Source organism: Clostridium sp. JS66 (genome assembly GCF_033561535.1).
GTDB lineage: Bacteria > Bacillota > Clostridia > Clostridiales > Clostridiaceae > Clostridium_AM > Clostridium_AM carboxidivorans.
The window spans coordinates 3062017-3085958 of record NZ_CP131467.1; the positions used below are offsets into that span (position 1 = coordinate 3062017).

21 protein-coding genes are annotated in these 23942 nt (G+C 28.7%); 17 read left to right on the forward strand and 4 right to left on the reverse strand.

What is annotated here, in order from left to right:
* The first annotated feature begins 160 nt into the window (after positions 1-160).
* A complete protein-coding gene (gene nifS / locus Q6H37_RS14305; protein ID WP_318742708.1) occupies positions 161-1321 on the forward strand; it encodes a cysteine desulfurase NifS in 1161 nt (386 codons plus the stop codon).
* 93 nt (positions 1322-1414) lie between these two features.
* Positions 1415-2491, forward strand: a complete 1077-nt coding sequence (gene mnmA, locus Q6H37_RS14310) for a tRNA 2-thiouridine(34) synthase MnmA (protein WP_318742710.1) — start codon at positions 1415-1417, stop codon at positions 2489-2491.
* Between the two features lie 67 nt (positions 2492-2558).
* Here mnmA and Q6H37_RS14315 read toward each other — a convergent pair whose 3' ends face one another.
* Positions 2559-3287: a DUF421 domain-containing protein gene (locus Q6H37_RS14315; protein ID WP_318742712.1), complete on the reverse strand. Its 729-nt coding sequence runs from the start codon at positions 3285-3287 to the stop codon at positions 2559-2561.
* 210 nt (positions 3288-3497) lie between these two features.
* On the opposite strand from Q6H37_RS14315, the gene Q6H37_RS14320 reads away from it, so the two are divergent.
* From Q6H37_RS14320 to Q6H37_RS14345, 6 genes are all read left to right on the forward strand, one after another.
* The gene (locus tag Q6H37_RS14320; protein ID WP_318742714.1) at positions 3498-4049 is read left to right on the forward strand and encodes an NUDIX hydrolase; all 552 of its coding nucleotides are present in this window, start codon (positions 3498-3500) and stop codon (positions 4047-4049) included.
* Between the two features lie 72 nt (positions 4050-4121).
* Positions 4122-5153, forward strand: coding sequence for a DUF262 domain-containing protein (locus tag Q6H37_RS14325; protein WP_318742717.1), 1032 nt, complete (start codon positions 4122-4124; stop codon positions 5151-5153).
* On the forward strand, positions 5153-6379 hold the full coding sequence (locus Q6H37_RS14330; RefSeq protein WP_318742719.1) for an AAA family ATPase: 1227 nt from the start codon (positions 5153-5155) through the stop codon (positions 6377-6379). The genes Q6H37_RS14325 and Q6H37_RS14330 overlap by 1 nt, the downstream gene beginning before the upstream one ends.
* Positions 6366-7268: a hypothetical protein gene (locus Q6H37_RS14335; protein ID WP_318742721.1), complete on the forward strand. Its 903-nt coding sequence runs from the start codon at positions 6366-6368 to the stop codon at positions 7266-7268. Before Q6H37_RS14330 ends, Q6H37_RS14335 begins: the two co-directional genes overlap by 14 nt.
* A gap of 80 nt (positions 7269-7348) precedes the next feature.
* The gene (gene pglX, locus Q6H37_RS14340; RefSeq protein ID WP_318742723.1) at positions 7349-11074 is read left to right on the forward strand and encodes a BREX-1 system adenine-specific DNA-methyltransferase PglX; all 3726 of its coding nucleotides are present in this window, start codon (positions 7349-7351) and stop codon (positions 11072-11074) included.
* Between the two features lie 348 nt (positions 11075-11422).
* Positions 11423-11626: an alpha/beta-type small acid-soluble spore protein gene (locus Q6H37_RS14345; protein ID WP_318742725.1), complete on the forward strand. Its 204-nt coding sequence runs from the start codon at positions 11423-11425 to the stop codon at positions 11624-11626.
* A 146-nt stretch (positions 11627-11772) separates the two neighbouring features.
* Here Q6H37_RS14345 and Q6H37_RS14350 read toward each other — a convergent pair whose 3' ends face one another.
* From Q6H37_RS14350 to cooS, 3 genes are read right to left on the reverse strand one after another with little or no spacing between them, the layout of a single operon-like run.
* Entirely contained in the window at positions 11773-13008 is a 1236-nt protein-coding gene (locus Q6H37_RS14350) for an NAD(P)/FAD-dependent oxidoreductase (protein ID WP_318742727.1), read from the reverse strand.
* Positions 12996-13460 carry a 4Fe-4S dicluster domain-containing protein gene (locus Q6H37_RS14355; protein WP_007060642.1) on the reverse strand — a complete coding sequence of 155 codons (465 nt, stop codon included), beginning with the start codon at positions 13458-13460 and terminating at the stop codon, positions 12996-12998. The genes Q6H37_RS14350 and Q6H37_RS14355 overlap by 13 nt, the downstream gene beginning before the upstream one ends.
* Positions 13461-13481: 21 nt before the next feature.
* Positions 13482-15359: an anaerobic carbon-monoxide dehydrogenase catalytic subunit gene (gene cooS, locus Q6H37_RS14360; RefSeq protein WP_318742730.1), complete on the reverse strand. Its 1878-nt coding sequence runs from the start codon at positions 15357-15359 to the stop codon at positions 13482-13484.
* A gap of 254 nt (positions 15360-15613) precedes the next feature.
* Between cooS and Q6H37_RS14365 the strand changes: the two genes are divergently transcribed.
* From Q6H37_RS14365 to Q6H37_RS14405, 9 genes are all read left to right on the forward strand, one after another.
* On the forward strand, positions 15614-17050 hold the full coding sequence (locus Q6H37_RS14365) for a DEAD/DEAH box helicase (protein WP_318742732.1): 1437 nt from the start codon (positions 15614-15616) through the stop codon (positions 17048-17050).
* Positions 17051-17067: 17 nt separating this feature from the next.
* Entirely contained in the window at positions 17068-18216 is a 1149-nt protein-coding gene (locus tag Q6H37_RS14370) for a DEAD/DEAH box helicase (RefSeq protein WP_318742734.1), read from the forward strand.
* A gap of 251 nt (positions 18217-18467) precedes the next feature.
* Positions 18468-18662 (forward strand): helix-turn-helix transcriptional regulator, encoded by a 195-nt coding sequence (locus tag Q6H37_RS14375; RefSeq protein WP_318742736.1) that lies wholly within the window; start codon positions 18468-18470, stop codon positions 18660-18662.
* A gap of 2 nt (positions 18663-18664) precedes the next feature.
* Positions 18665-19135, forward strand: a complete 471-nt coding sequence (locus tag Q6H37_RS14380; protein WP_318742738.1) for a DUF6773 family protein — start codon at positions 18665-18667, stop codon at positions 19133-19135.
* 288 nt (positions 19136-19423) lie between these two features.
* Complete coding sequence (locus tag Q6H37_RS14385) at positions 19424-20131, forward strand: lantibiotic protection ABC transporter ATP-binding protein (RefSeq protein WP_318742740.1); 708 nt, start codon at positions 19424-19426, stop codon at positions 20129-20131.
* A gap of 5 nt (positions 20132-20136) precedes the next feature.
* Positions 20137-20898 (forward strand): lantibiotic immunity ABC transporter MutE/EpiE family permease subunit, encoded by a 762-nt coding sequence (locus Q6H37_RS14390; protein WP_318742742.1) that lies wholly within the window; start codon positions 20137-20139, stop codon positions 20896-20898.
* Between the two features lies 1 nt (position 20899).
* Positions 20900-21670 carry a lantibiotic immunity ABC transporter MutG family permease subunit gene (locus tag Q6H37_RS14395; RefSeq protein ID WP_318742744.1) on the forward strand — a complete coding sequence of 257 codons (771 nt, stop codon included), beginning with the start codon at positions 20900-20902 and terminating at the stop codon, positions 21668-21670.
* Between the two features lie 27 nt (positions 21671-21697).
* Positions 21698-22357 carry a response regulator transcription factor gene (locus tag Q6H37_RS14400; RefSeq protein ID WP_318742746.1) on the forward strand — a complete coding sequence of 220 codons (660 nt, stop codon included), beginning with the start codon at positions 21698-21700 and terminating at the stop codon, positions 22355-22357.
* Complete coding sequence (locus tag Q6H37_RS14405; protein ID WP_318742748.1) at positions 22348-23727, forward strand: HAMP domain-containing sensor histidine kinase; 1380 nt, start codon at positions 22348-22350, stop codon at positions 23725-23727. Before Q6H37_RS14400 ends, Q6H37_RS14405 begins: the two co-directional genes overlap by 10 nt.
* Positions 23728-23942 lie beyond the last annotated feature (215 nt).

Below are 23942 nucleotides of genomic sequence, written 5' to 3' on the forward strand. Positions count from 1 at the left end.
TATATTATTTATTGTAAATATAGAATAAATAGACTTAATACGTTTCATATTGACAAAAGGCAATTTTAAAAATAAAATAGTAATATCATAGTGATTTACTCTGAATTATTTTTGGAAATTGTTACTATATTAAATAAAAGTTTAGGGAGACGATAAATTTATGTCTAGAGAAGTTTACATGGATCATGCAGCTACAACTTATATGAAAGAAGAAGTTATTGAAGAGATGAAGCCTTATTTAACAGATTATTTTGGTAATCCTTCATCTATATATAAAATATCTAGAAAAACTAAAATGGCTATAGATGAAAGCAGAATGAGAATAGCTCAGGCCATAAATGCCAATGCAGATGAAATATATTTTACTGCAGGAGGTTCTGAAGCTGATAACTGGGCTTTAAAAGGTACAGCTTTAGCAAATAAAGATAAAGGAAATCATATAATAACTACATCTATTGAGCATCATGCAATACTTCACAGCTGTGAATATTTAGAAAAGTTAGGTTTTGAAATTACTTATTTACCTGTAAATAAATTTGGAATAGTAGATGTGGAAGATGTTAAAAAGTCTATTACAGATAAAACTATATTAGTGTCTATAATGTTTGCTAATAATGAAATAGGCAGCATACAGCCTATAGAACAAATAGGAAGTATATGCAAAAGTAAAGGAATTATTTTTCATACAGATGGAGTTCAAGCCGTAGGCAGTATACCTATAGATGTTAAAAAAATGAATATAGATTTACTTTCAATGGCTTCACACAAATTTTATGGTCCAAAAGGTGTGGGTGCACTTTATATGAGAAAGGGCATAAAAGTAGATAATTTAATTCATGGTGGAGCACAGGAAAGAGCTAAAAGAGCTGGTACAGAAAATGTTATGGCCATTGCTGGCATGGGAAAAGCCATAGAATTGGCAGATCAAAATATGAAAGAAGAAAAGAGAAGGTTGAGCTATTTAAGAGATAAAATGATTAATGAGCTTTTAAATATGCCAGAAACTAAGTTAAATGGAGCAGAAGGAGAAAATAGATTGCCAGGAAACGTAAATGTAAGTTTTGAGTCTGTAGATGGTGATACGCTGCTTATGCTTCTGGATAGTGAAGGTATATGTGCTTCTAGTGGAAGTGCTTGTTCTGCAGGTGCTTTGGAGCCATCTCATGTTTTAATGGCTATAGGATTAAATAAGGATTTAGCTAAAGGTTCCTTAAGACTGACTTTAGGATATAAAACTACAGAAGATGATGTAGAATATGTAGTAAATACAATAAAAGAAGTAGTAAATAAAATTAGAGATAACAAGAAAAAGTGGCAGTAGAAAAAATCACTTGGAATTCTATAGATTATAGTATAAAATGTAGTATTGTAAGTAAATATGTCATTGTAATTATATTAGAAAAAGGTGATAAATATGAATAAAAAAGTTGTAATTGGTATGAGTGGGGGAGTAGATAGTTCTGTTGCAGCATATCTTTTAAAACAGCAGGGTTATGATGTTATAGGAGTGACCATGCAGGTGTGGCAGGAAGATGAAGAATATGAAGCAGTAGAAGGAGGATGTTGTTCTTTAAGTGCTGTAGAAGATGCTAGAAGAGTAGCATACAAGTTAGACATACCTTTTTATGTTATGAATTTTAAAGATATATTTAAAAAGAATGTTATAGATTATTTTATTGATGAATACATGCAGGGAAGAACCCCTAATCCATGTGTAGCTTGTAATAAGTTTATAAAATTTGATGCATTATTAAAAAAGGCTATGGAATTAGGTGCTGATTATGTAGCTACAGGACACTATGCTGTAGTAGAAAAGCATGATAATAGATATCTTTTAAGAAAATCTGAGGATGATAAAAAGGATCAAACTTATGCTTTATATAATCTCACTCAATTTCAATTAGAGCATACTCTTATGCCTTGCGGTGTTTACAAGAAGGAAAGAATAAGAGAAATAGCAAAAGAAATAGGTTTATTAGTTCATAATAAAAAGGATAGTGAAGAAATTTGTTTTATCCCAGATAATGACCATGGTGGATACATAAAAAAGCAGGTTCCGAGTAAGGTCAAACCAGGAAATTTTGTGGATAAAGAAGGAAATGTATTAGGAAGACATAAAGGAATAGTTTATTATACAATAGGACAAAGAAAGGGACTTGGAATAGCTTTTGGTGTACCAATGTATGTAACAGATATAAATCCTTTAAGAAATGAAGTAGTATTAGGAAGCGAAAAGGACATATTTAAGACAGAATTGATTGCAAAGGATATGAACTTTATACCTTTTGACAGTCTTCAATGTACAATGGAAGTTCAAGCTAAAGTTAGATATTCTGCAAAACCTTCAAGAGCATGGATAACTGCTTTAGATAATGGAAGAGTAAAGGTTGAATTTGAAAATAAACAGCGTGCTATAACTAAAGGTCAATCCGTTGTAGTATATAATAATGATTTATTAGTAGGCGGTGGAGTTATTGATGAAATATTGTAAATTTACAATGAAATGTATTAAATAGTTACGTTTATATGGCAATGGGTTAGAGTGGAATTAATATGCTCTAATCCATTATGTTTTTATCTTTAATATTATTGTTTTTTAAGCTTACATATAAATTGTTGTTAGTATCAACAGAAGCAAAAAATACTTCATTCAAAGACTTAATTTTTTGTTTTTTTAATTGATTTTTTAGCCAGGATTCATTAAGATTCATGAGCTTTAAATTTGAATACATTATTTTGCCATCTATAACTACACTAGCACATAATCCTTCATATTCTACGGGAATCTTTAAATCATACGGAGTTAGTGGCAGCTTTTCTCGTTTTAATTGAACACTAACCTTTCCAGTAGTTTCAAGTATTGCAAATTCTACATCTTTTATATTAAATACACCATTTAATCGGAGTTCTTCAAGAAGATCATTTATATTAAAGCGTTCCTTTCTAAGATTTCTTTCTATAATTTTACCATTTTGAACAAGAATAGTTGGTGTATCTTCAAATTTCCTCCTTATGAACATACATTTAAGAGAAAAGTAAGACACAAGTATAGGGAAAACTCCCCATATGATTAATGATTCTATTACTTCAAAATAAGGTATATTTTCATCTACAGAAAAGGATGCGGCTATGGAACCTATGCTTATTCCAACACAATAATCAAAAAAAGTAAGTTGAGAAACTTGCTTTTTACCCATAAATCTTGTAAGGGAAAAAAGCAGCATTAGTGCAATTGCATTTCTAATAAAAATTTCAAAACCTAATTTTAAAAATTTAATTATTATCATCTCCTTCTATATAAATAAGCTACTAATTATTATTCCAAGGTTAAAAACAAAAATTCATTTGTGTATAGCAGAACTACTGTATTTCAATTATGATATAATATTGTAATACAGTTTAAACATATGGGATATGTGAAGTTTGAAATGCAAACTTTTACATAAAATAAATTAATTAATATATAAACCTATATGATATATAGAAAGGATAAAAATATGAATTGGATTGAGTCTATAAAAAAATATGTTCCTTGTAATGAACAAGAAGAAAAGGATAAAGAAGTAATTTTAAAATGTATTGATAAATTTGATGATGTATTAACCAGAAAAAATGAAATTGCTCATTTAACCAGTTCAGCTTTTGTGATTAATAAAAGCAAGGATAAAGTTTTAATGGTATATCATAATATATATGATTCATGGTCATGGACAGGTGGTCATGCAGATGGAGAAGATGATTTGCTAGCTGTTGCAGTTAGAGAAGTAAAAGAAGAAACCGGAGTGGAAAAACTTAAAGTACTATCTTCAAGTATATTTTCAATGGATATATTAACAGTATTAGGTCATATAAAAAGAGGACAGTATGTATCTCCTCATTTACATTTATCAATTGCCTATTTATTAGAAGGTGATGAAAATGAAGAACTTATTGTTAAAGAAGATGAGAATAGTGCTGTTAAATGGATTCCTATAGAAGAAGTGATTATGCACAGCAGTGAACCTCATATGCAGAAGGTGTATAAGAAATTGATAGCAAAACTGGAATAATACATATTAAACTTCCATTGTGATATAATATTGTCAAGTTTAAATGTTTGAAATGGAGGTTATAATTACAGAATGAATGAAAATTTAAAACCTCAAAATATAAATATAGCACAATTGACATTTTCAATTTTTGAAACGGTGAGAAAGGTTGAAAGAGGGGATATTCAATTAGAAGCTGAATTTCAAAGAAATTTTAAATGGCTGCCAGATAAAAAGTCTAAGCTCATAGAATCTATCATTTTAGATATTCCTATTCAAGCAATTTACTTGTCAGAAGATGACAATTATAAATATGAAATAATAGATGGTCAGCAGCGAATAAGGACCATAACGGAATTTGTTAATAATAAGTTTAAATTGCAAAATACAGTGCTATTTAAGGAAAATAAATTATTTAAAGATTTAGAACCAAGTATTCAAAGGAAAATTGAAGATTTTCAACTTGTAATTTTTGTGGTGAAAAAGGATAATAATCCAGATATAAAGTTTGAAATTTTTGAAAGAATTAATACTGGTGCAGTAAGATTAAATTCCCAAGAACTGCGAAACTGTATTTATAGAAACAAAGGTATACCATTTATAAAGCAGCTAGTTAAGGAAAGTGATTACAGAAAATTAATAAAGGATAAGAAAGTTAATATAAATTCAATGCAGGATCAAGAATTAGTATTGAGATTTATGTCGTTTTATTATAGAGGAATTAAATCCTATGGTGGAAATTTAAAAAAATTTCTCAATGAGACTTTGGATAATTATGATGACTATAGACATAGAGAAAATGAATTTAAAAGTACGTTCTTAAATACAGTAAACAGTATATATAATGTTTTTGGAAAGGATGCATTTGTAATAAAGAACAAAAATAAAAAAGGTAAGCTTAATGTGGCACTATTTGAAATACTCATGGTATCTTTTTCAAAATATGATTCTGCTTGTATAGAAAAAAATAAGGAATGTATAAAGGATAAATTGGAGAAGCTTTTAATGGAAAATGAATCTTTTAGAGAATCTATTGTAGGTGCATCAACTACTACAAAAACTAAAGCATATGAGAGATTTGAAATATGGGATAATTGCATGGAAAAAATGTTAGGAGAAGAGTAATGATTAGTAAATATTCAATTAGTAACTTTAAAATTCATAAATCAGGATATATATTTAACTTAAATGGATTAACAATTTTAACTGGAACTAATAACTCAGGAAAATCATCATTAACTCAAAGTTTAAGGCTTCTTTCAAAAATAAATAGAAACTCATTTAGTTATACAAAATTGCCATTTGAACAAATATCAGAATTAGGTGACTTTAAGAGAACTTTAAATAAGGAAGTAAGCAGAAGAGAAAGCATAAAGTATAAATTATCTCTTAAAGTAGAAAATCTAAAGTTTTGTAATGTTGAATTGGAGTTTGATTCCATATACAATTATAAACTAAATTTTGTTGATATGGCAGATGTAGCAATATTGAAAAGGATAGACATTTATTTCAAAAACAACACTGAACTTGTAAAAAATTATGAATTTGTTATAAATACAGATAACAGTAATCCAATAACTTATGATTTAAATGAAATTATTTTAAATGATAAAGAAGAAAAAAGAATTTTGCTGCAAAAAGGAATTTTAGTTAAAGGATTATATCCCAATTTTATACCTCAATTTTTACAACAAGGCTTTAAGGAATTGCTAACTGTAAATGCACATTTAGGAAATATAAATGAAAATTCAATAAAGTATATACCTGCATTAAGAAGTAATGGTAATATGGCCGATATTTTGGATAACTTTAAAGAAAATATAATTTTTGATAATAAAACAAGATTAATAGATGCATTCTATATTTGGACGAATAAAATATTAAATTCAAATTTCAAATTAAAAATAGAGGAAAATAAGCGAAAAATTGTTTCTTTAGAAAATAATATAGAGTTTGATCTTCAACAAATAGGATTTGGAAATACTCAAATACTTCCTATTTTAATAACTATTTTAACTGCTAAAAAGGGAGATTTAGTTATAATTGAAAATCCAGAAGTTCATCTGCATCCAAAGTGGAAGACCAATTTAGTTGAATTATTTTATTATGCTGTTAAATTTGGAGTTAACATATTGATTGAAACTCAAAGTTTAGAAATTGTTAATAGGGTAAGATTATCTGTTAAAAATGATAATAAATTAAAAGATAAAACATCGCTTTATTTCTTTGAAAATCACAGTTTAAAATCTAGTATACAAAAAATAGAAATAGAGGATACGGGAAGTTTAGATCTATGGCCAGATGACTTTGTAGATAAAGTAACCATAGAGGATAACTTTGGATTATTATAATATGGATTTTTATCTTAATGAAAACAATTTAATTGTAGATAAAGAAAATGTAGCAGAAAATTTAAAAGAGATAAAGCAATTTTATGATTTATTAAAAGTTAAAAATTATAAGCTGTGTATTAAGGATAATCTTGATTTAGATTATAAAAATTTGAATGCTGATAAATCCATTAGTACATTATTAGTATTTTTAAAATACTTAGATCCTATAGAAACTTATGGAGTTAATACAATAGACTGTGATGAAGTTGATCCATTCATTGATAATTATTATTTTATTGAGTTAATGAGTTTATGTCATAAATATGATAATAATATAATATTATCTTCAGCTAATGAACATGAAATAGTAAATTCAGAGTATAAGGTTAATATTAATAAAAGAACTGAAATAGTAAAAAATATTATTGGAAAGAGTAAATTGGAAGAATATTTGATTTTTAATCCTGCACCTAAAAATATAAATGAAGTTTTTAAAAAAGCGGAGTTGGAATTCCCGCATATAAAATTTACAGATAGAGCATATAAAACGGCAAATTCACGAGAAGATATATATAAGCAGTATGGTTTTATGAAACTATTAAATATTTTTAGGGTACTGGAAACATTAGTATATCCATTTTTAAAAGGAAAGTTACAAGGATTTTTTGAAGATAGTATAGAAGAAGAGTTTAAGAAACAGACTAATGGAATAGAATTTTCACATGAATCAGATTCAACTATGAATAAATATGGCAAAAAAAGAGAAGTCACCATTAATGGAAAAAAGATAAAAATGAGCTATCATATAAAACTTGGAGATAACAGAATGTACTTTATTTATCATAAAGAGGATGATTGTATTTATATTGGACATAGTGGGGAACATTTACAAATAGCAGATCAATAAATGAGTAAGATCCATAGCATAGTTTAATTTGTCTATGGATTATTTGTTATGAAAATATAGCATAAAGAAAGGTAATATTTATGGATAAGACTAAAGTAAAATCCTTTTCAGTTTGGGCTAGAAGAAATTTGATAAAAGCAGTAGCAAAAAGAGCTTTAAAAATAGGGGTGGAAAAAAATAGTATTTCAGAAGTAGAAGAATTTCAGCATGGATTCAAAATAAAAGGAAAAGAAGAAATAATTGATTTCCCTGTTAGATACAGAAAAACTCTAATTGATAATATAAAACAAAAAGGCTTTGAAGAAATAATAGAAGAAGTTGCTTGTACATGGTTTTTTAGATTTATTGCTTTGAGATATATGGAGGTTAATAATTATCTTCCAGAAAAAATAATAGATCTGCCATTAGAAAAGTTTCCTATTGACAAACAAAAATATATGCCAAAATTATATAAATATATTTTAATCAAAGAATGCAATGAGTTAGGAAAAATTATTCCTGAGATATTTCAAAATAAGAGCGATTATATGGAAATTTTGATTCCAGATAACCTTTTGAACGGAGATTCTATAATTAAAAGATTAGTACAAGATATTGAAGAAGAATGTTTAAAGGAAGAAAATAATTTTTTACAGGATTACAAAGGTTTATGTGGAGTAGAAGTTATAGGATGGATGTACCAATACTACATATCAGAAAAAAAGGATGAAGTTTTTGCAGCTTTAAAAGAAAATGTGAAAATAGAGAAGGAAAATATACCGGCAGCTACACAACTGTTTACTCCGAAGTGGATTGTAAAATATATGGTAGAAAATTCATTGGGAAGATTATGGATTGATAAATTTAAAGGGGATAGTGAATACATAGATAATGAAAAATGTACTAGCAGTAAAGGTGGAAAGTTACATATAGGGTTATTAAAGGAAAAATGGCAATATTATTTAGAAGAATCCAAGCAAGGATTAGAAGTAGAAAAAGAATTAGATGAAATTAGAAAATATGAAAATAATATATCACCAGAAAACATAAGAATACTAGATCCTTGCATGGGAAGTGGACATATATTAGTTTATGCTTTTGACTTGCTTTACGAAATATACATTGATGCAGGCTATAATAGAAGAGAAATACCAGAACTTATACTTAAAAATAATATATATGGTTTAGACATAGATGATAAAGTAACTAAACTATCTTCCTTTGCATTGAAAATGAAAGCAAGATATTATAACAAAGAATTATTTAAAGACATACAAAGAGATGGATTAAAGTTAAACATTTGTTCAATAGAAGAAAGTAATGAAATAAGCAAAGAAGTAATAGATTACTTTTGTAGTTCACAAGTGTTGAAAAAAAGTATAAATGTCAAAGTTAAAAGTCCAAAGAACATAGTAAAAAACTCAAGGGTAGGCAAAAGTCAGGATAGGCTTAAAGTAGAAGAATATAACTTAAGGAAAGATGTTGAATATTTAGTAAATACATTTAATAATGCTAAAGAATATGGATCTATACTTGAGGTAAGGAAAATTAACTTTGAAGCATTAGAGAGTAGAATAGAGGAAATAAAAAAAGAGGATAATTTCATATTTGGAGATTATAGAAAACTGATTTTAGATAAAATGTCTCTGCTCATAAAACAAGGGAAAATAATGAGCATGAAATATGATGTGGTTATTACTAATCCACCTTACATGGGACTTAGGGGAATAAACAGTAAATTAGCAGATTTTTTAATTAATAATTTTCCAATATCAAAATATGATTTATTTTCTGTTTATATGGAAGTATGTTTAAAATACAGTAAAAAATATGGAATAGTGTCTATGATTAATCAGCATTCATGGATGTTTTTATCTAGTTTTATGGAATTTAGAAATTGGCTTTTGGATAAATCTACTTTCATAAATATGCTTCATTTGGGCACTAGAGCTTTTGAAGAAAATGTTGGAACTATTGTTCAAAATGTAGCATATGTAAGTAGAAATTATTCTAATTATTCATATAAAACTAAAGTGATAAATCTTACAAAGGAAAATAGTAGTGAAGAAAAAAATATTAAATTAAAAGAGATATGCAGTAATATTTCAAAAAGAGAAATTTATGAACTGGCTTTGAAACAATTATTTATAATTCCTAGTAAGCCTTTTGCTTACTGGGTTAACGAAAACATATTGAAGGTATTTTCTTCTTTTAAGCCTTTAAGCGAATTGGCAAAACCAAGACAGGGGATGGCAACTTCAGATAATAAGAGATTTTTAAGACAATGGTTTGAAGTTGATATTAATAAAATCAAATTTGATGCTAATAACTCAGAAGAAGCACAAAATTCAGGGAAAAAGTGGTTTCCATATAATAAAGGTGGAGAATATAGAAAGTGGTATGGAAATAATGAATTTATAATAAATTGGGAAAATGATGGCAAAGAAGTAAAAGAGTATGCAGCTAAATTGTATAAATCTTATAGCAGAACTATAAAAAATGAAAAGTTTTATTTTAAAAAAGGGTTAACTTACACATTTATATCAGAAGACATAGGAGCAAGGTATTGTCAAAATGGATTTATATTTGATGTGGCAGGTTCATCTATTTTCACTGAAAAAGAGGAACAAATTAATATAGTTTTGGCATTGTTATGTAGCAAGATATCTAAAATGTTTTTGGATATAATGAATCCAACTTACAATATACAGGTAGGTGATATAAAGAATGTTCCCATAAGTAAAAAGATGCTCCAGGAAGAAATAAGTTATAAGATTAAAAATTTAGTTCATGAAAATATAATTATAAGTAAAAATGAATGGGATTCATTTGAAACTTCTTGGGACTTTAAATGGCATCCATTTTTATTAATTAAGAATGGAGAACTAGAATCAGACATAAGTGAAGCCGAAAAAAGTTTATGTAATAAATACATATCATGTGGATTTGATGTTTGGAAGTCCTTTACAAATAAACAATTTCAAAAATTAAAGAAAAATGAAGAAGAATTAAATAGAATGCTTATTGAAATATATGGATTTAAGGAAGAATTAACACCTGAAGTTAAAGATAAGGATATAACTATTAAAAAAGCGGATAGAGAAAGAGATATTAAATCTTTTATATCTTTTGCAGTAGGTTGTATGTTTGGAAGATATTCTGGTTATAAAAAAGGACTTATTTGTGCTGGAAGAATAGATGATAGTATTATTATTCCAATAACAGAAGAAGAATGTTTTGAGGATGATATAGTTTTAAGATTCATTAATTTTGTTAAAGCTTTATATGGCAAAGAAACTTTAAATGAAAATTTAGACTTTATTGCAGATTCTATAGGAAGAAAATCCTTTGAAACTTCGAGGCAGTGCATAAAAAGATATTTTTTAAGAGACTTTTATAAGGATCATTTAAAGATATATAAGAAAAAACCTATTTATTGGCTATTAAAGTCTGGTAAAAATGAAGGTTTTAGTGCATTAATATATATGCATAGATATAATGAAAATATTATACAAAGTGTTAGGGTAAATTATGTTCATTTAATTGTAGAAAAGTATACAAAGCAAATGAATAAGTTAAATACTATAGTTTCTTCAGAAGATTATTCAATTAAGGATGTAAATAGTGCAAAAAAAGATATTGAAAAAGTTTTTAAAAAAATAGAAGAATGTAAGGAGTATGAAGAATTTTTAGAATATTTATCAGCTAGGAAAATGTCTATTTATTTAGATGATGGAATTAAAGTTAATTATGAAAAATTTCAGCAAATTAAATTTATTAATTCTAAGGGAATAGAAGTTAAAAAGGATTTATTCTTTAAAATATAAAGTAAAATAGCCTCGAATTTAATCTCGGCTATTTTATTTAAATTGAACTATATATGGGAACAAATATAAATATTTATTAGTGGATAAGTTATTCTAAGGGTTAGGGAAATTTAGCATAGGAAAACTTTCACCTAAACTTAGAATAACTTTATAAAGGAGTTATTACATAATGAATATATAGTAAAGTTTAACCACACGAGAGTTTTTTATACATAAAAATATTAAAATATTTTTTATGAAAAAGTTTTCTATTTTTGTATATAGTTTAATAGGGTATTAATATCAAAATTGAGCAAACTCTTAATACACACATAAATATATTAAATTTTTTATAAAGGAGATGTTTTTATGTCAAACAATAGTAGTAGTAATAGAGTTTTAGTACCAGAAGCTAAGGAAGGCTTAAATAGGTTTAAGATGGAATCAGCTAGAGAAGTAGGAGTAGATTTAAAACAAGGATATAATGGAGATTTGACAGCAAGAGAAGCTGGTTCAATAGGTGGAAACATGGTTAAGAAAATGGTAGAAGCTTATGAAAAAGGATTAGAGTAAACAAAATGCTTTTACTAGTAAGTTAAAAGACTTTGTTAAGGTAGACAGATGTTTATAGTTTAGTAATATACAAAAAGGGTTTAGTACTAATAAAGTTAATTTTAGTACTAAACCCTTTACTTAATTGCTATTACAATATTTCTAATTTATTTGGAAATTAATTTGTAATTATATTGACCATCTAAATCTACGTTATAGAAATTAGAATAATCGATATCAAATATGTTTTTATGAATATGCTCTATATTTATTTTATTTTTTATTAATTCTCCTAAAACTCCGCAGTAGGATATATCTCCAACTAGTAATGCGCCATAAATTATTCCATCCTTATGAATTATTTTCTTGTAAATTCCTTTTCCTTCAATTATATTTACATCATAAGTATTATCTGGAGGATTTACATTTCCAAGTGAAACACATTCTAAACCAAGTAAATTCATTGAATTTTTCATGCCGAAGTTATCAGTTAAATCTTTGTTATTACCTGACATATTAAAGGCTGCAGTGATGCCTTGTTTTATAGCTATAGGCCATATTGGTGCAGTAAAGGTTACATCACCAGCAGCATATATGTCTGGTGCATTGGTTTTACAGTATTCATCTACTACAATTCCTTTTTCAACCTTTATTCTATTATCCTTTATAAAATTTACATTAGGTCTAACTCCAGCTGCAACTATTATCATATCACAGTCTAAAGTGGTTGAATCAGATAATACTGCCTTGCGTGCATAGCCACTTTCATTTAAAATAACTTCTTCCAATTTAACAGAAGTAAAAAGATCAATATTTTTTTCTTTTAAAAGCTTTTCATATATAGAGGAAGCTTTTTTGTCTAATTGGAGTGGGAGAAGTCTATCGCCCATTTCCACAATTGAAATTTTAATGTTTTTTTCCATAATACCTAAAACTGCATCTACTCCTACAAGACCTGCACCAAGTATTACCACATTTTTTGCATTTTTAAGTGTATTTTCTATGGCAGTAACATCTTCAAAGTTTCTAAGAGAATATACTCCTTTAGCTTCTCTTAAATTTTTAACAGGAGGAATGAAGGAAGAAGCTCCAGAAGCTATGAGCAACTTATCAAATTTATAACTAGTTTTATCTTCAATTAATACTTTTTTATTGTCTATATCAATATTAGAAACTGCTGCATTTTTAATCCAGTTAATATTATATTTTTCAAAGAAATCTTCCTCTATAAAACTTAACTCTTTTAATGTTCTGCTTCCATCTAGTGCTCTATGAAGCATACATCTAGAGTAAACAGAGCTATCTTTTGAAATAATGGTTATTTCACTATTTTTGTCAAGATTTCTCAAGGTTTTAGCAGCATTTATTCCAGCAGCACTGGCACCTATTATTAAATATTGCATAAGTCGCCATCCTCCTTTTCTAAATAAATTGCGCCTGTTGGACAATTTTCAACACATCTAGGAATTTCTTTATTAGTACACAGGTCACATTTTATTATTTTGCTCTTAGTTTTAGAATCAGGCTTTAAAACTCCATAAGGGCAGGACATGACACACATAAAGCAGCTGGCACATTTATTTTCATCATAGGATACTATGCCGCTTTCGGGATCTTTAGTCATTGCTCCGCTCATACAAGTCATAACGCATTCAGGCTCATCACAATGACGACAGAAAATAGGAAATTTATTACCTTTTTCATCTAAGGATATATGATTCCTGCTTTCAAGAGAAGTATCTTCTAAATCCAAATCTAAAAATGATTTTCCATTTTCATTATGTTCTGACATGCAAGCTAAGGTACAATTTAAACATCCTGTACATAGGTCCTTATTTATCATTATCCTTTTCATAAAGCACACCTTCCAATCTACTTAACTAAGTCCTAAACTTTGTCTACGCTTAAGTATGATTTGTTCTAGCTCATCTGCGGCTTTTATTATGTCATCTTCTATTATTAATTTTCCACCTGTAAGGCTTTCCATATCTTCTGTAAGAACTTTTGTTACAACTTTACTTCCACCTATGAAAGGAGATGAACCAAGATGAAGAGGAAGTCCAAGTGCAAGTCCAAAACATCCATCTGCTAGTGCTTGTTCTTCAAGCCATTGAGGTGCAGAAAGTACAAGAGGAAGTTGAGGTATATCTATTTTTAAATATTCTGCTAGTTCTTTTGCTACAATTTCTAATCTTCCTATAGCAAGACATGGACCAAAATTTAAAACAGGTGGTACGCCAAGCGTTTTACATACTTCTTTTAAACTATCGCCTGCAAGTTCAGCTGCTGATGGTGACATTAATCCTACATTTTCAAGACCACCACTTGAGCATCCTGCAGAAAGTACAATTATGTTTCTCTTTATAAGTTCTTTTGCAAGTTCTACTGTAAATATATCATGACCCTTAGTTGTTAAATTTGAACAACCTACTATTCCTGCTACACCTTTTATTTTTCCAGCAGCAATTAAGTCTACTAGAGCTTTCCAGTTTCCACCTAAAAATGCTTTAAGAGAGGTTTCACTTACACCTGTTATTACATCATCAAAACCATGATCTTCTGGAACGTTAATTTTAACTTTTGATCTTCTTGTTTTATAACTTTCAAGAGCTTTGTCTATTACATAATTGCTTATCTTTTCTCTATCTTCAAAAGAGTATTCAAAATAATCTGCATTAGCTTTTTTAGCAACTTCATCTAGGCATATCATTTTAACCATGAATTTATCTGCTATAGGTTCAATTCCAGGGAGAGTACAGTTAAATTCTGATACTATTGCATCTATACCTCCAGTAGCTATTAAAGCTTCACTTGTAAAGTTATTTCCAGCATGTCCTGAAAATACTTCATCATAGTGTTTTCCTCTAAGTTGTAAATCCTGACCTACACAAGTACATCCAACTAATTTGAAGCCTTTAGCTCCAACTTCTTTAGCTTTTTGTACCACTTCAGTTTTTATAAGTTCTTCTTCTAAGTGTGATATTATAGACTGTTGGTGTCCTGTTATCATTAAATTTATATAATCAGTATCTACAACCTTAAAACCAACTTTTGCAGGTCTTATTGCTGGTTCGCCTAAAACTATGTCATTTAACAAATTAGTCAAAGTAAGTCCATATACGCCAGTGGATATTCCAAGTTTTAAACAATTTAAAAGCATGTCTACAGGATCACTGTTTAAATTTGTAGACGTTTTTACAACTGCATCAAAAACTTCTGACTTAGCTCCTCCAGGCATTATGTCTAACTTATTCCAATTTTCAAGTCTAGGAGCATATCCTATTTTGTTTACTATGTCCATTTTTTCAAATTTTGGTTTATATAAATCTTTTAATACTTCTTCAGCAACGAGTACTGCTTTTTTATGAAGATCAGTTTCTGTTATGCCAAATTGTTCTGCCAGTGTATTAAGTGCATTGATTCCTTTAATTTCTCCACCAGTTTCAGCTATGGATTTTACATTTCTAGCTGTAGTTTCTACTACATGGATATAACATCCGGAGCCTGCAGCTACAGCCCTTAATAAGTTTCTAGCAACTATTGTATCAGCATTAGCACCGCATATTCCCTTTGGAGAATTAGGAGTTATTCTGCATGGACCATTAGAACATAACTTACAACAGACTCCAAGTTGTCCAAAACCACATTTAATCTTTTGATTTTCCACTCTGTGATGAGAAGTTTCTACATCTAAGGAGCTTATAAAATTTTCTAATACAGCATCTGCTGATTTACAAGTTTTGTTATTTGACATTATAAAACCTCCAAATATAATTTATTAATATTATTTATTAATTAGTATAGTTTATTTTCGGATACGTGTAGCTTACAAATAATATTTATCCATAAGATAAATATAAACTATTTCATGATTTTTGTCAATATAACAATATTAATTAACGTAAATATTAGATAAAATTACATATAATATGATTGTGTGATATAATAGTAAAGCTATATATGAAAGAATTTTAATTTTAATATAAATGGTGAAAGGAAAATGCTAAAATGAGATTTGAAGATTTTAAAATAGGGCAAGATATACTAAAATCTATTAAAAATATAGGATATGAAAAGCCTTCTAAGGTTCAAGAAAAAGTAATACCTTTGGTTATGGAAGAAGAAGATGTTATAGTTAAATCGCAAACAGGAAGCGGAAAAACTGCTGCTTTTGCTATTCCTGTATGTGAAAAAATAGAAGTAGAGGATAATGAAGCTCAGGTTTTAGTGCTTACTCCAACTAGAGAGTTAGCAGTTCAAATAAAAGAAGATATAAGCAATATAGGAAGGTTTAAGAGAATAAGATGTACAGCTATCTTTGGCAAGCAGCCTATGGATACTCAAAAAAAGGAATTGAAACAAAGAGTACATATAGTAGTTGGAACTCCGGGAAGAACCTTAGATCACATAAAAAGGGGAAATTTGGAGTTAGAAAATATAAAGTTTTTAATTTTGGATGAAGCTGACGAAATGCTCAATATGGGTTTCATAGAAGAAGTAAGCGAAATTATAGAAAGGCTTCCTAGTAAAAGGCAAAACATGCTCTTTTCAGCCACTATGCCTGAGGCTATAGAAAATTTAGCAAAGAAATATATGAAAAGGCCAGTTAAGGTAGAAATAACTCCGGAAAAGCTTACAGTAGATAAAATAGAACAAAAATGTTATATAATAGATGATAAAAATAAATTTTCTTTACTTAAAGATTTGCTTTACGTAGAAAATCCTGATACTGCTATTGTGTTCTGTAGAACAAAGAATAATGTAGATTATGTTGCAAGCAGGATGAAATCAGAAAAGTTTTCTTGTGACAAAATACATGGAGGAATGCTTCAAAATGAAAGATTAGAAACCATGAATAAATTTAAAAGAGGAGAGTTTAGGTTTCTTGTAGCTACAGATGTAGCGGCTAGAGGCATTGATATAGATAATGTTACCCATGTAATGAATTATGATTTGCCTATGGAAAAGGAAAGTTATATTCATAGAATAGGCAGAACAGGTAGAGCTGGAAATAAAGGTATTGCCATAACTTTTGCTACTCCTCATGAGGATAGATTTTTAAAGGAAATAGAAGATTATATTCAAATGGAAATACCTAAATTTGAACTTCCAACAAAGGAACAGGTACAAGAAAAGAAGGATGCTTTTTTAAATAAAAATAGAGAAAATCCTACACGAAAAAAGGAAAAAACTGCAGACTTAAACAGTGAAATAACTAAAATATATATAAATGCAGGAAAGAAAAAGAAAATTCGACCAGGTGATATCGTTGGAGCTATTCTAAATACTACAGATGTTACTGTCGAAGCAATAGGAGTTATAGATATTCATGATACACATTCTTACATTGATATACTAGAAGGAAATGGTGAGAAGGTATTAAAGGCTCTTAGTGAGGGTACTATTAAAGGAAAAAAAGTTAAAGTAGAATTAGCTAGTAAATAAAAAGGAGTTAAAAACACATGACAAAAACTTTATTTAAAGAATTAGGTATAAATGAAAAAATAACAGAAGGTTTAAAAAAAGAAGGCATTGAATATGCAACAGAAATACAATTAGAAGCAATTCCACAGGCTATTTTGAACAAGGATATAGTAGGGGAAGCAGAAACAGGCAGCGGAAAAACTTTAGCGTATTTAGCTCCTATATTTCAAAATATAGATACAAATAGTAAAGCAGTGCAGGCATTTATACTTACACCTACACATGAACTTGCAATTCAGGTGAATGATGTGATAAAAACTTTAGCTGAAGATTCAGAAATACCAGTTAAATCAGCGGCTATAATAGGAAATATAAATATAAAAAAACAAATAGAAAATTTAAAAAACAATAAACCTCATATAGTAGTGGGATCTACGGGTAGAATACTTCAACTTATTAAGCTAAAAAAAATGAAAGCACATATGATAAAGACCATTGTAGTTGATGAGGCAGATAAACTTCTAGATAAAAACAATGTAGAAGATGTTAAGGCTATAATAAAAACTACATTAAAGGATAGACAATTAATGTTTTTTTCAGCAACTATAGATGAAAGAACTTTAGATGTAGCAAAAACTTTAATGAAAGAATATGAAGTTATAAGAACACAGGGAAAAACTTCTATGAATGAAAATATAGAACATATGTGTTTTAAATGTGAGCAAAGAGATAAAATACTAATTTTAAGAAAGGTTTTTCACATATTAAATCCTAAAAAGGCCATTGTATTTGTAAATAAACCTGATGAAATAGAAATACTTACTGAAAAGCTAAATTATCATGGAATAAAATCAGAATCTATATATGGAACCGCAGATAAAGAAGTACGCAAAAGAGCTCTAGAAGACTTCAAGGCAGGTAAAATTAATTTACTCGTAGCTTCTGATATAGCAGCTAGAGGTCTTGATATACAGGATGTGGAGTGTATTTTTAGCTACGATATACCAGAAGATACTGATAATTATCTACATAGAGCAGGAAGAACAGCTAGAGCTGGTAAGGCTGGCAAATCTATATGTATATTTACAGAAAGAGAGCAGGGGTTAATTAAGCAATATGAGAAGACTTTTAATATAAAAATAAATCTAAAAGATATGTACAAAGGAAAAATAATAGAACATAGATAAAAGGTTTTTATTAGAAAATAACTTAAGAATGATCCTGGTAATATAAAAATTACTAGGATCATTTTATATAGGAAGTTTTTAAAATTTGAGTTTATGGATAGCTTGTGGTGGTATCAATGAATATATGAATGCAGATAAGATAATTATAAAGGGATATTAGTTTAATATACGATGATTTTTAAATTAAATGCAATATATGTTTGACATTAGGTTACATATATATTACAATATGCTATAAGAGGAGGATTTCAATGAAGAACAAACGTATGAAAATGGCTCGTATTCAATGTGATATGAAACAAGAGGACTTAGCAAGAGAAGTGGGTGTTACTCGTCAAACTATTGGTATGATTGAATCTGGCAATTATAATCCCACTCTTAAATTATGTGTTTCCATATGCAAGGCACTTGGTAAGACACTAGATGAATTATTTTGGGAGGAATAAGTATGAAAAGTAATGTAATACAAGACGAGAGGGTGGCAGCAGAAAAACAAAAAATAGCAAATGAGGCTTTTATATTTATTATGATATTTCTTATTGGATCAGTGCTTGTAAAACAATTTATATTTAAAGCTTCATTTTCAGAATATGCCATAGAGTTTATTGCCTTCTTTGGAGCATCATTTTATATTATGATTAGAAATATTTTAGCTGGTAATAGTCCTTTTGGAATCGATAAGCACATAAAAAATAAGATGATAATTATTAATAGTGTTGTAATTGGACTTGTAAATACAGTGGTATCTGAATTTTTAAATTTTAAAAGGCATGGAATCAGCCTTAGTATAATGGATTTAAGTACTATTTTTATTATTTCAATATTAGAGGTATTTGCTATTTTCTTTGTACTAAATATTTTAAGTAAACGCAGAAGTGAAAAACTTGAGAACAAGTTTGATGATGACATAAAAGAATGATTATAGATAAATGTTTGAATAAAAAGCTGTTCATTAACAATAAGCTGAACAAGATCTATTAGATAAGGTCAGTTTATTGTTAGTGAACAGTTTTTTTTATAAAATCCTTATAAAATCCTTAAAATTGATGTTTATAATAAATCATGAATTAAGACATCTTAGAAAATAATGGATTGCTAGTTATTAAGTGATTCTTAGGTTCAGAAGAGGGGATTCCTTATAAGTAAACTCCACCTGAACCTAAGAATCACTTGATTGGAAACTAGTTGAATGAGAGGATTGATAATAATGGAAAACTATATTTTAAAAACAGAAAATTTATGTAAAAATTTTAAAGGGCAACGAGCAGTAAATAATATTTCACTTACTATTAAAGAAAACTCAATTTATGGTCTACTAGGACCTAATGGTGCAGGAAAATCCACTACATTAAAGATGATTACAGGAATGCTTCACCAAACTTCAGGAAAAATTACTTTTCAGGGACACCCATGGTGCAGAAAAGATTTGAATGATATTGGTACATTAATTGAATCACCTCCACTATATGAAAATTTAACTGCAAGAGAGAATTTAAAAGTGAGAACGACACTTTTAGGACTTAAGGAACGCCGTATTGATGAAGTACTACAAATTGTTGATTTAACAAATACAGGAAAAAAACGTGCAGGGCAGTTTTCTATGGGAATGAAGCAGAGACTTGGAATTGCCATTGCACTACTTAATCATCCTAAACTGTTGATTTTAGATGAACCTACCAATGGACTAGATCCTATAGGTATTCAAGATTTGAGAGTGCTAATTCGTTCTTTTCCAGAGCAGGGGATAACGGTTATCTTATCCAGCCACATATTGTCAGAAGTAGAACTTATTGCAGATCATATTGGCATTATAAGCAATGGTATTTTAGGATATGAAGGAAAAATTAATCAAGGTGAAGACCTGGAAACTCTCTTTATGGAAGTAGTTAAAAAAAGTAAAAGGGAAATGAGGTAATTAAAATGGGTTCATATTTAAAGGCAGAAAATTTAAAGTTAAAAAAGACGATGACAAAGAAACTTGTTTTAATTTTCCCAATTGTTACATTGTTTTTTGGTGTTATGTCAGGAGTTTATTATGAGTTAAATACATTTAATTGGTGGTATATGATGATGCTTCCAGGAAATATTGCACTTCTCTGTGCACTTGTAAATCAAAAAGAAGAAAAGAAAATTAAATATAGAGCTGTTTTTTCTATGCCGATTGACTTAAAAAAAGTTTGGACTTCAAAAGTTATGCTTATAGCTATTTATGTTTTATTTTGTTGCAGTATTTTGCCATTAGGAGCAGCCTTAGTAGGAAAATATATTTTACCAAAGATTATTTCAAGTTTTGCTTTAAGTTCCATAGTTACTATTCCAATTGTAAATGCAATAACAGCAGCTATTGTCATTGCAATAACATCATTATGGCAAATTCCTCTTTGTTTATTTTTAGCTAAAAAATTTGGATTTTTTGTACCAGTTATTTTGAATGTTGCAGTAGGTATAACTCTTAACAGCATGATGGCTGTAAAATCCATCTGGTGGATATGTCCTTACAGCTGGACTAGCCGGCTTATGTGTCCTATGCTTGGAATACTTCCCAATGGGCAGATGCCAGCAGCAAAAGATTATATGCTTAATCCAGGTGTAGTTCCTATAGGAATTATGTTGTCTATTATTCTATTTGTTGTGATACTTATTGCTACATCACGTTGGTTTAAAAATCAGGAGGTGATATAATATGATATCATTACTTAGAGCTTTAAGAGCTGATTTTCAAAAGTTAAAACATACCCAAACATTTTGGATTCATATTGTAATTCCTGTATTGGGTGCATTGTTTTTTTTAATGTGCTACAATTTATTTAACAGTGTAGAAACCATAGAAAAACATGTGCTTTATTTTGAATGTCTTAGCATGTTGTTTCCACTACTAATTGGAATAATTTGTGGTATAGTTGTTTCACAGGAGGAACAAGCAGGTCAATTTCAAGTATTGCTGAGTACAAAATCAAGGATTACTACATGCTTAAGCAAGCTGCTTAATTTGATTCTTATGGGAATGTTTTCACTATTTTTAGCCCTTGGTATAGTACTTTTAGGATTAAAATTGTTTTTACATGTATCAAATATTCCATATTCACTATATTTTCAAGCATTTGTATGGATTGCTTTTGGTAATATATTTATTTATATATTGAGTTTTTGGGTTAGTTTGAAGTTTGGTAGAGGTGCATCTATTTTTCTTGGAATTGCAGGAATGCTTATTGCTGCTCTAATGATTACAGGACTTGGAGATAGATGCTGGATGTATCTTCCATGGGCATGGAGTGTAAGATTTTGCAATTTTGTTGCTTTAAATTTTATGGCTGCAGCCATGCATAAAGAAATTCCTGACTTTTCATACTACTTTCAGAAAGCAGCATTTATTACAGGTGCATACACTTTGGGAATATTGATATTACAACTTTTATGGTTTAAGTTTTGGGAAGGCCGCAAGTGTGATGAATAGTCTTTTAGTTTGAAAGGGGTTGGCATTATGGCAAAAATTTTAGTAATAGATGATGAAAAAGATATTTTAGTTCTTGTTAAAAATGTTCTTGCAAAAGATGGTCATATTATTACAATTGTTAATTATGCAAAGGAATTGTCAGTTAATGATTACACAAAATATGATCTGATTTTATTAGATGTGATGATGCCAGATATAGATGGCTTTGAATTATGCAAAAAAATTCGTGACTTAGTAGACTCACCAATATTATTTTTAACTGCTAAAACTATGGAAAGTGATATAATGTTTGGACTTGGAATAGGTGGGGATGACTATATAACCAAACCATTTGGTACAGGAGAACTCCGCGCCAGAGTTAATGCTCATTTGCGAAGAGAAAACAGGGAAAAGCACAACATGATTTCTGTTTCTGGTATGAAATTTAACCTGGCAAGTAAGGAAATCATAATACAGGATAGAAAAGTTCCCATGACAAAAAGTGAATATGCTATTTGCGAATTTCTTGTACGAAATAGAGGACAGGTATTTACAAAAGAGCAAATTTATGAAGCTGTATACGGATATGAAAGAGAAAGTGACAGCTCAGGTATTGCAGAACATGTAAAAAACATAAGAGCAAAACTTGCTGTTTTTGAATTGTCTCCAATTGAAACAGTTTGGGGGATTGGCTACAAATGGGAATAAGTAAAAAAGTACCTACTATGAGGAGGATTTTCTTTAGATATTTATTAACTATGATTATATCATTTATTGTTTTTTTAGCATTATATTTTGAATTGATTTTTTTGCTTATAAAGTTCAATGTATTTTTGCCTGCAAATTATAGTGAAGGGTTGGCTAAAACTTCAAAATCTCAAATTCAATCAGCACAAAGTGTTACAGAAAGTATGATCCCTAAAGGATGTAAGTTTGTAGTCTTTGATAAAAATTATAAAGTAATTAAAACGGATTTAAATTCTGAGGACTTAGAGAAAGCAAAAAAATATGCACGGGGAGAAGGTTATGGTTACCGTGGAGGGACGAAACAGTATTATATCATACCAAGAAAAGATGGCGTATGTGTACTGCAGTATTATATTATAATGAGGTATAGTCCTGAATTTTTAAACAGTAATTTACCTAATCCTCAAGCAATGTTTGTTTTAATATTTATTTTTTTATGTGTTACTATTATTTTTGTAGTTTCAACACTTTATGGGAAAAAAATAAAAAAGCAGTTAAAGCCTTTGCTTGAAGCAGTGGAAAAGATTAAAGAAAAGGATTTAGATTTTGAAACAGGTAATTCTAGAATTAAGGAATTTAATGATGTATTATTATCACTTTCGGATATGAAAGAGGAATTAAAAAAATCTTTAAGCGAAAAATGGAGCATTGAACAAGCAAAAAGAGAGCAAATTTCAGCTCTTGCTCATGATATAAAAACTCCTCTTGCAGTTATTAAAGGAAATGCTGAGCTACTAATAGATTCGCCTTTAAATGAAGAGCAACAAGAATATACAAATTTTATTCATAAAAATGCCAATCAAATTGAAAAATATATAAAATTACTTATTGAACTTTCCAAAGCAGAACAAGGCTTCAATATACAACTAGAAAAAGTTAATACAAGGGAATTTGTAAATAATATTTATAGTCAATTAAATGCTCTTGCATGTATAAAAAAATTACAAGTTGAATTTGAAGAAAAATCTTTACCAGAGGAAATTAATATTGATCATAATTTAATGTATAGAGCAATTATGAATGTTATTTCTAATGCAGTAGATTACTCAAAGGATAATAGTAAGATATATTTTAAAGTAGAATATTTGCAGGATAACATTTGTTTTAAAATTATAGACAGCGGAAAAGGTTTTTCAGAGAAAGATCTTAAATTTGCCATAACACAATTTTACACAGGTGATAAAAGCCGAACATCTAAAACACATTATGGTATGGGATTGTATATAGCTAATTCTATTGTAAAGCAACATGGTGGTGAACTTCATATTGAAAATTCACCTATCACAGGAGGAGCACAAGTTGAAATTAAGGTGCCTGTAAATTTTGCATAATTTAATATATTAACAAAAGCAGCTTTTAAGTACTATTAAAGGCTGTTTTTTTACTTTATATTTTAAATAATGATTATAACAAACAATAATTGAAGAAAGCTTGTCTATTAAATTTACAAATAATTGTTGTTTAATTGGTATAAAAGTAAATACAATTAATTTAGGGCATTTTTAGAAAGAGGGTGCAGAATTTATACATAATTAAATATAGAAAT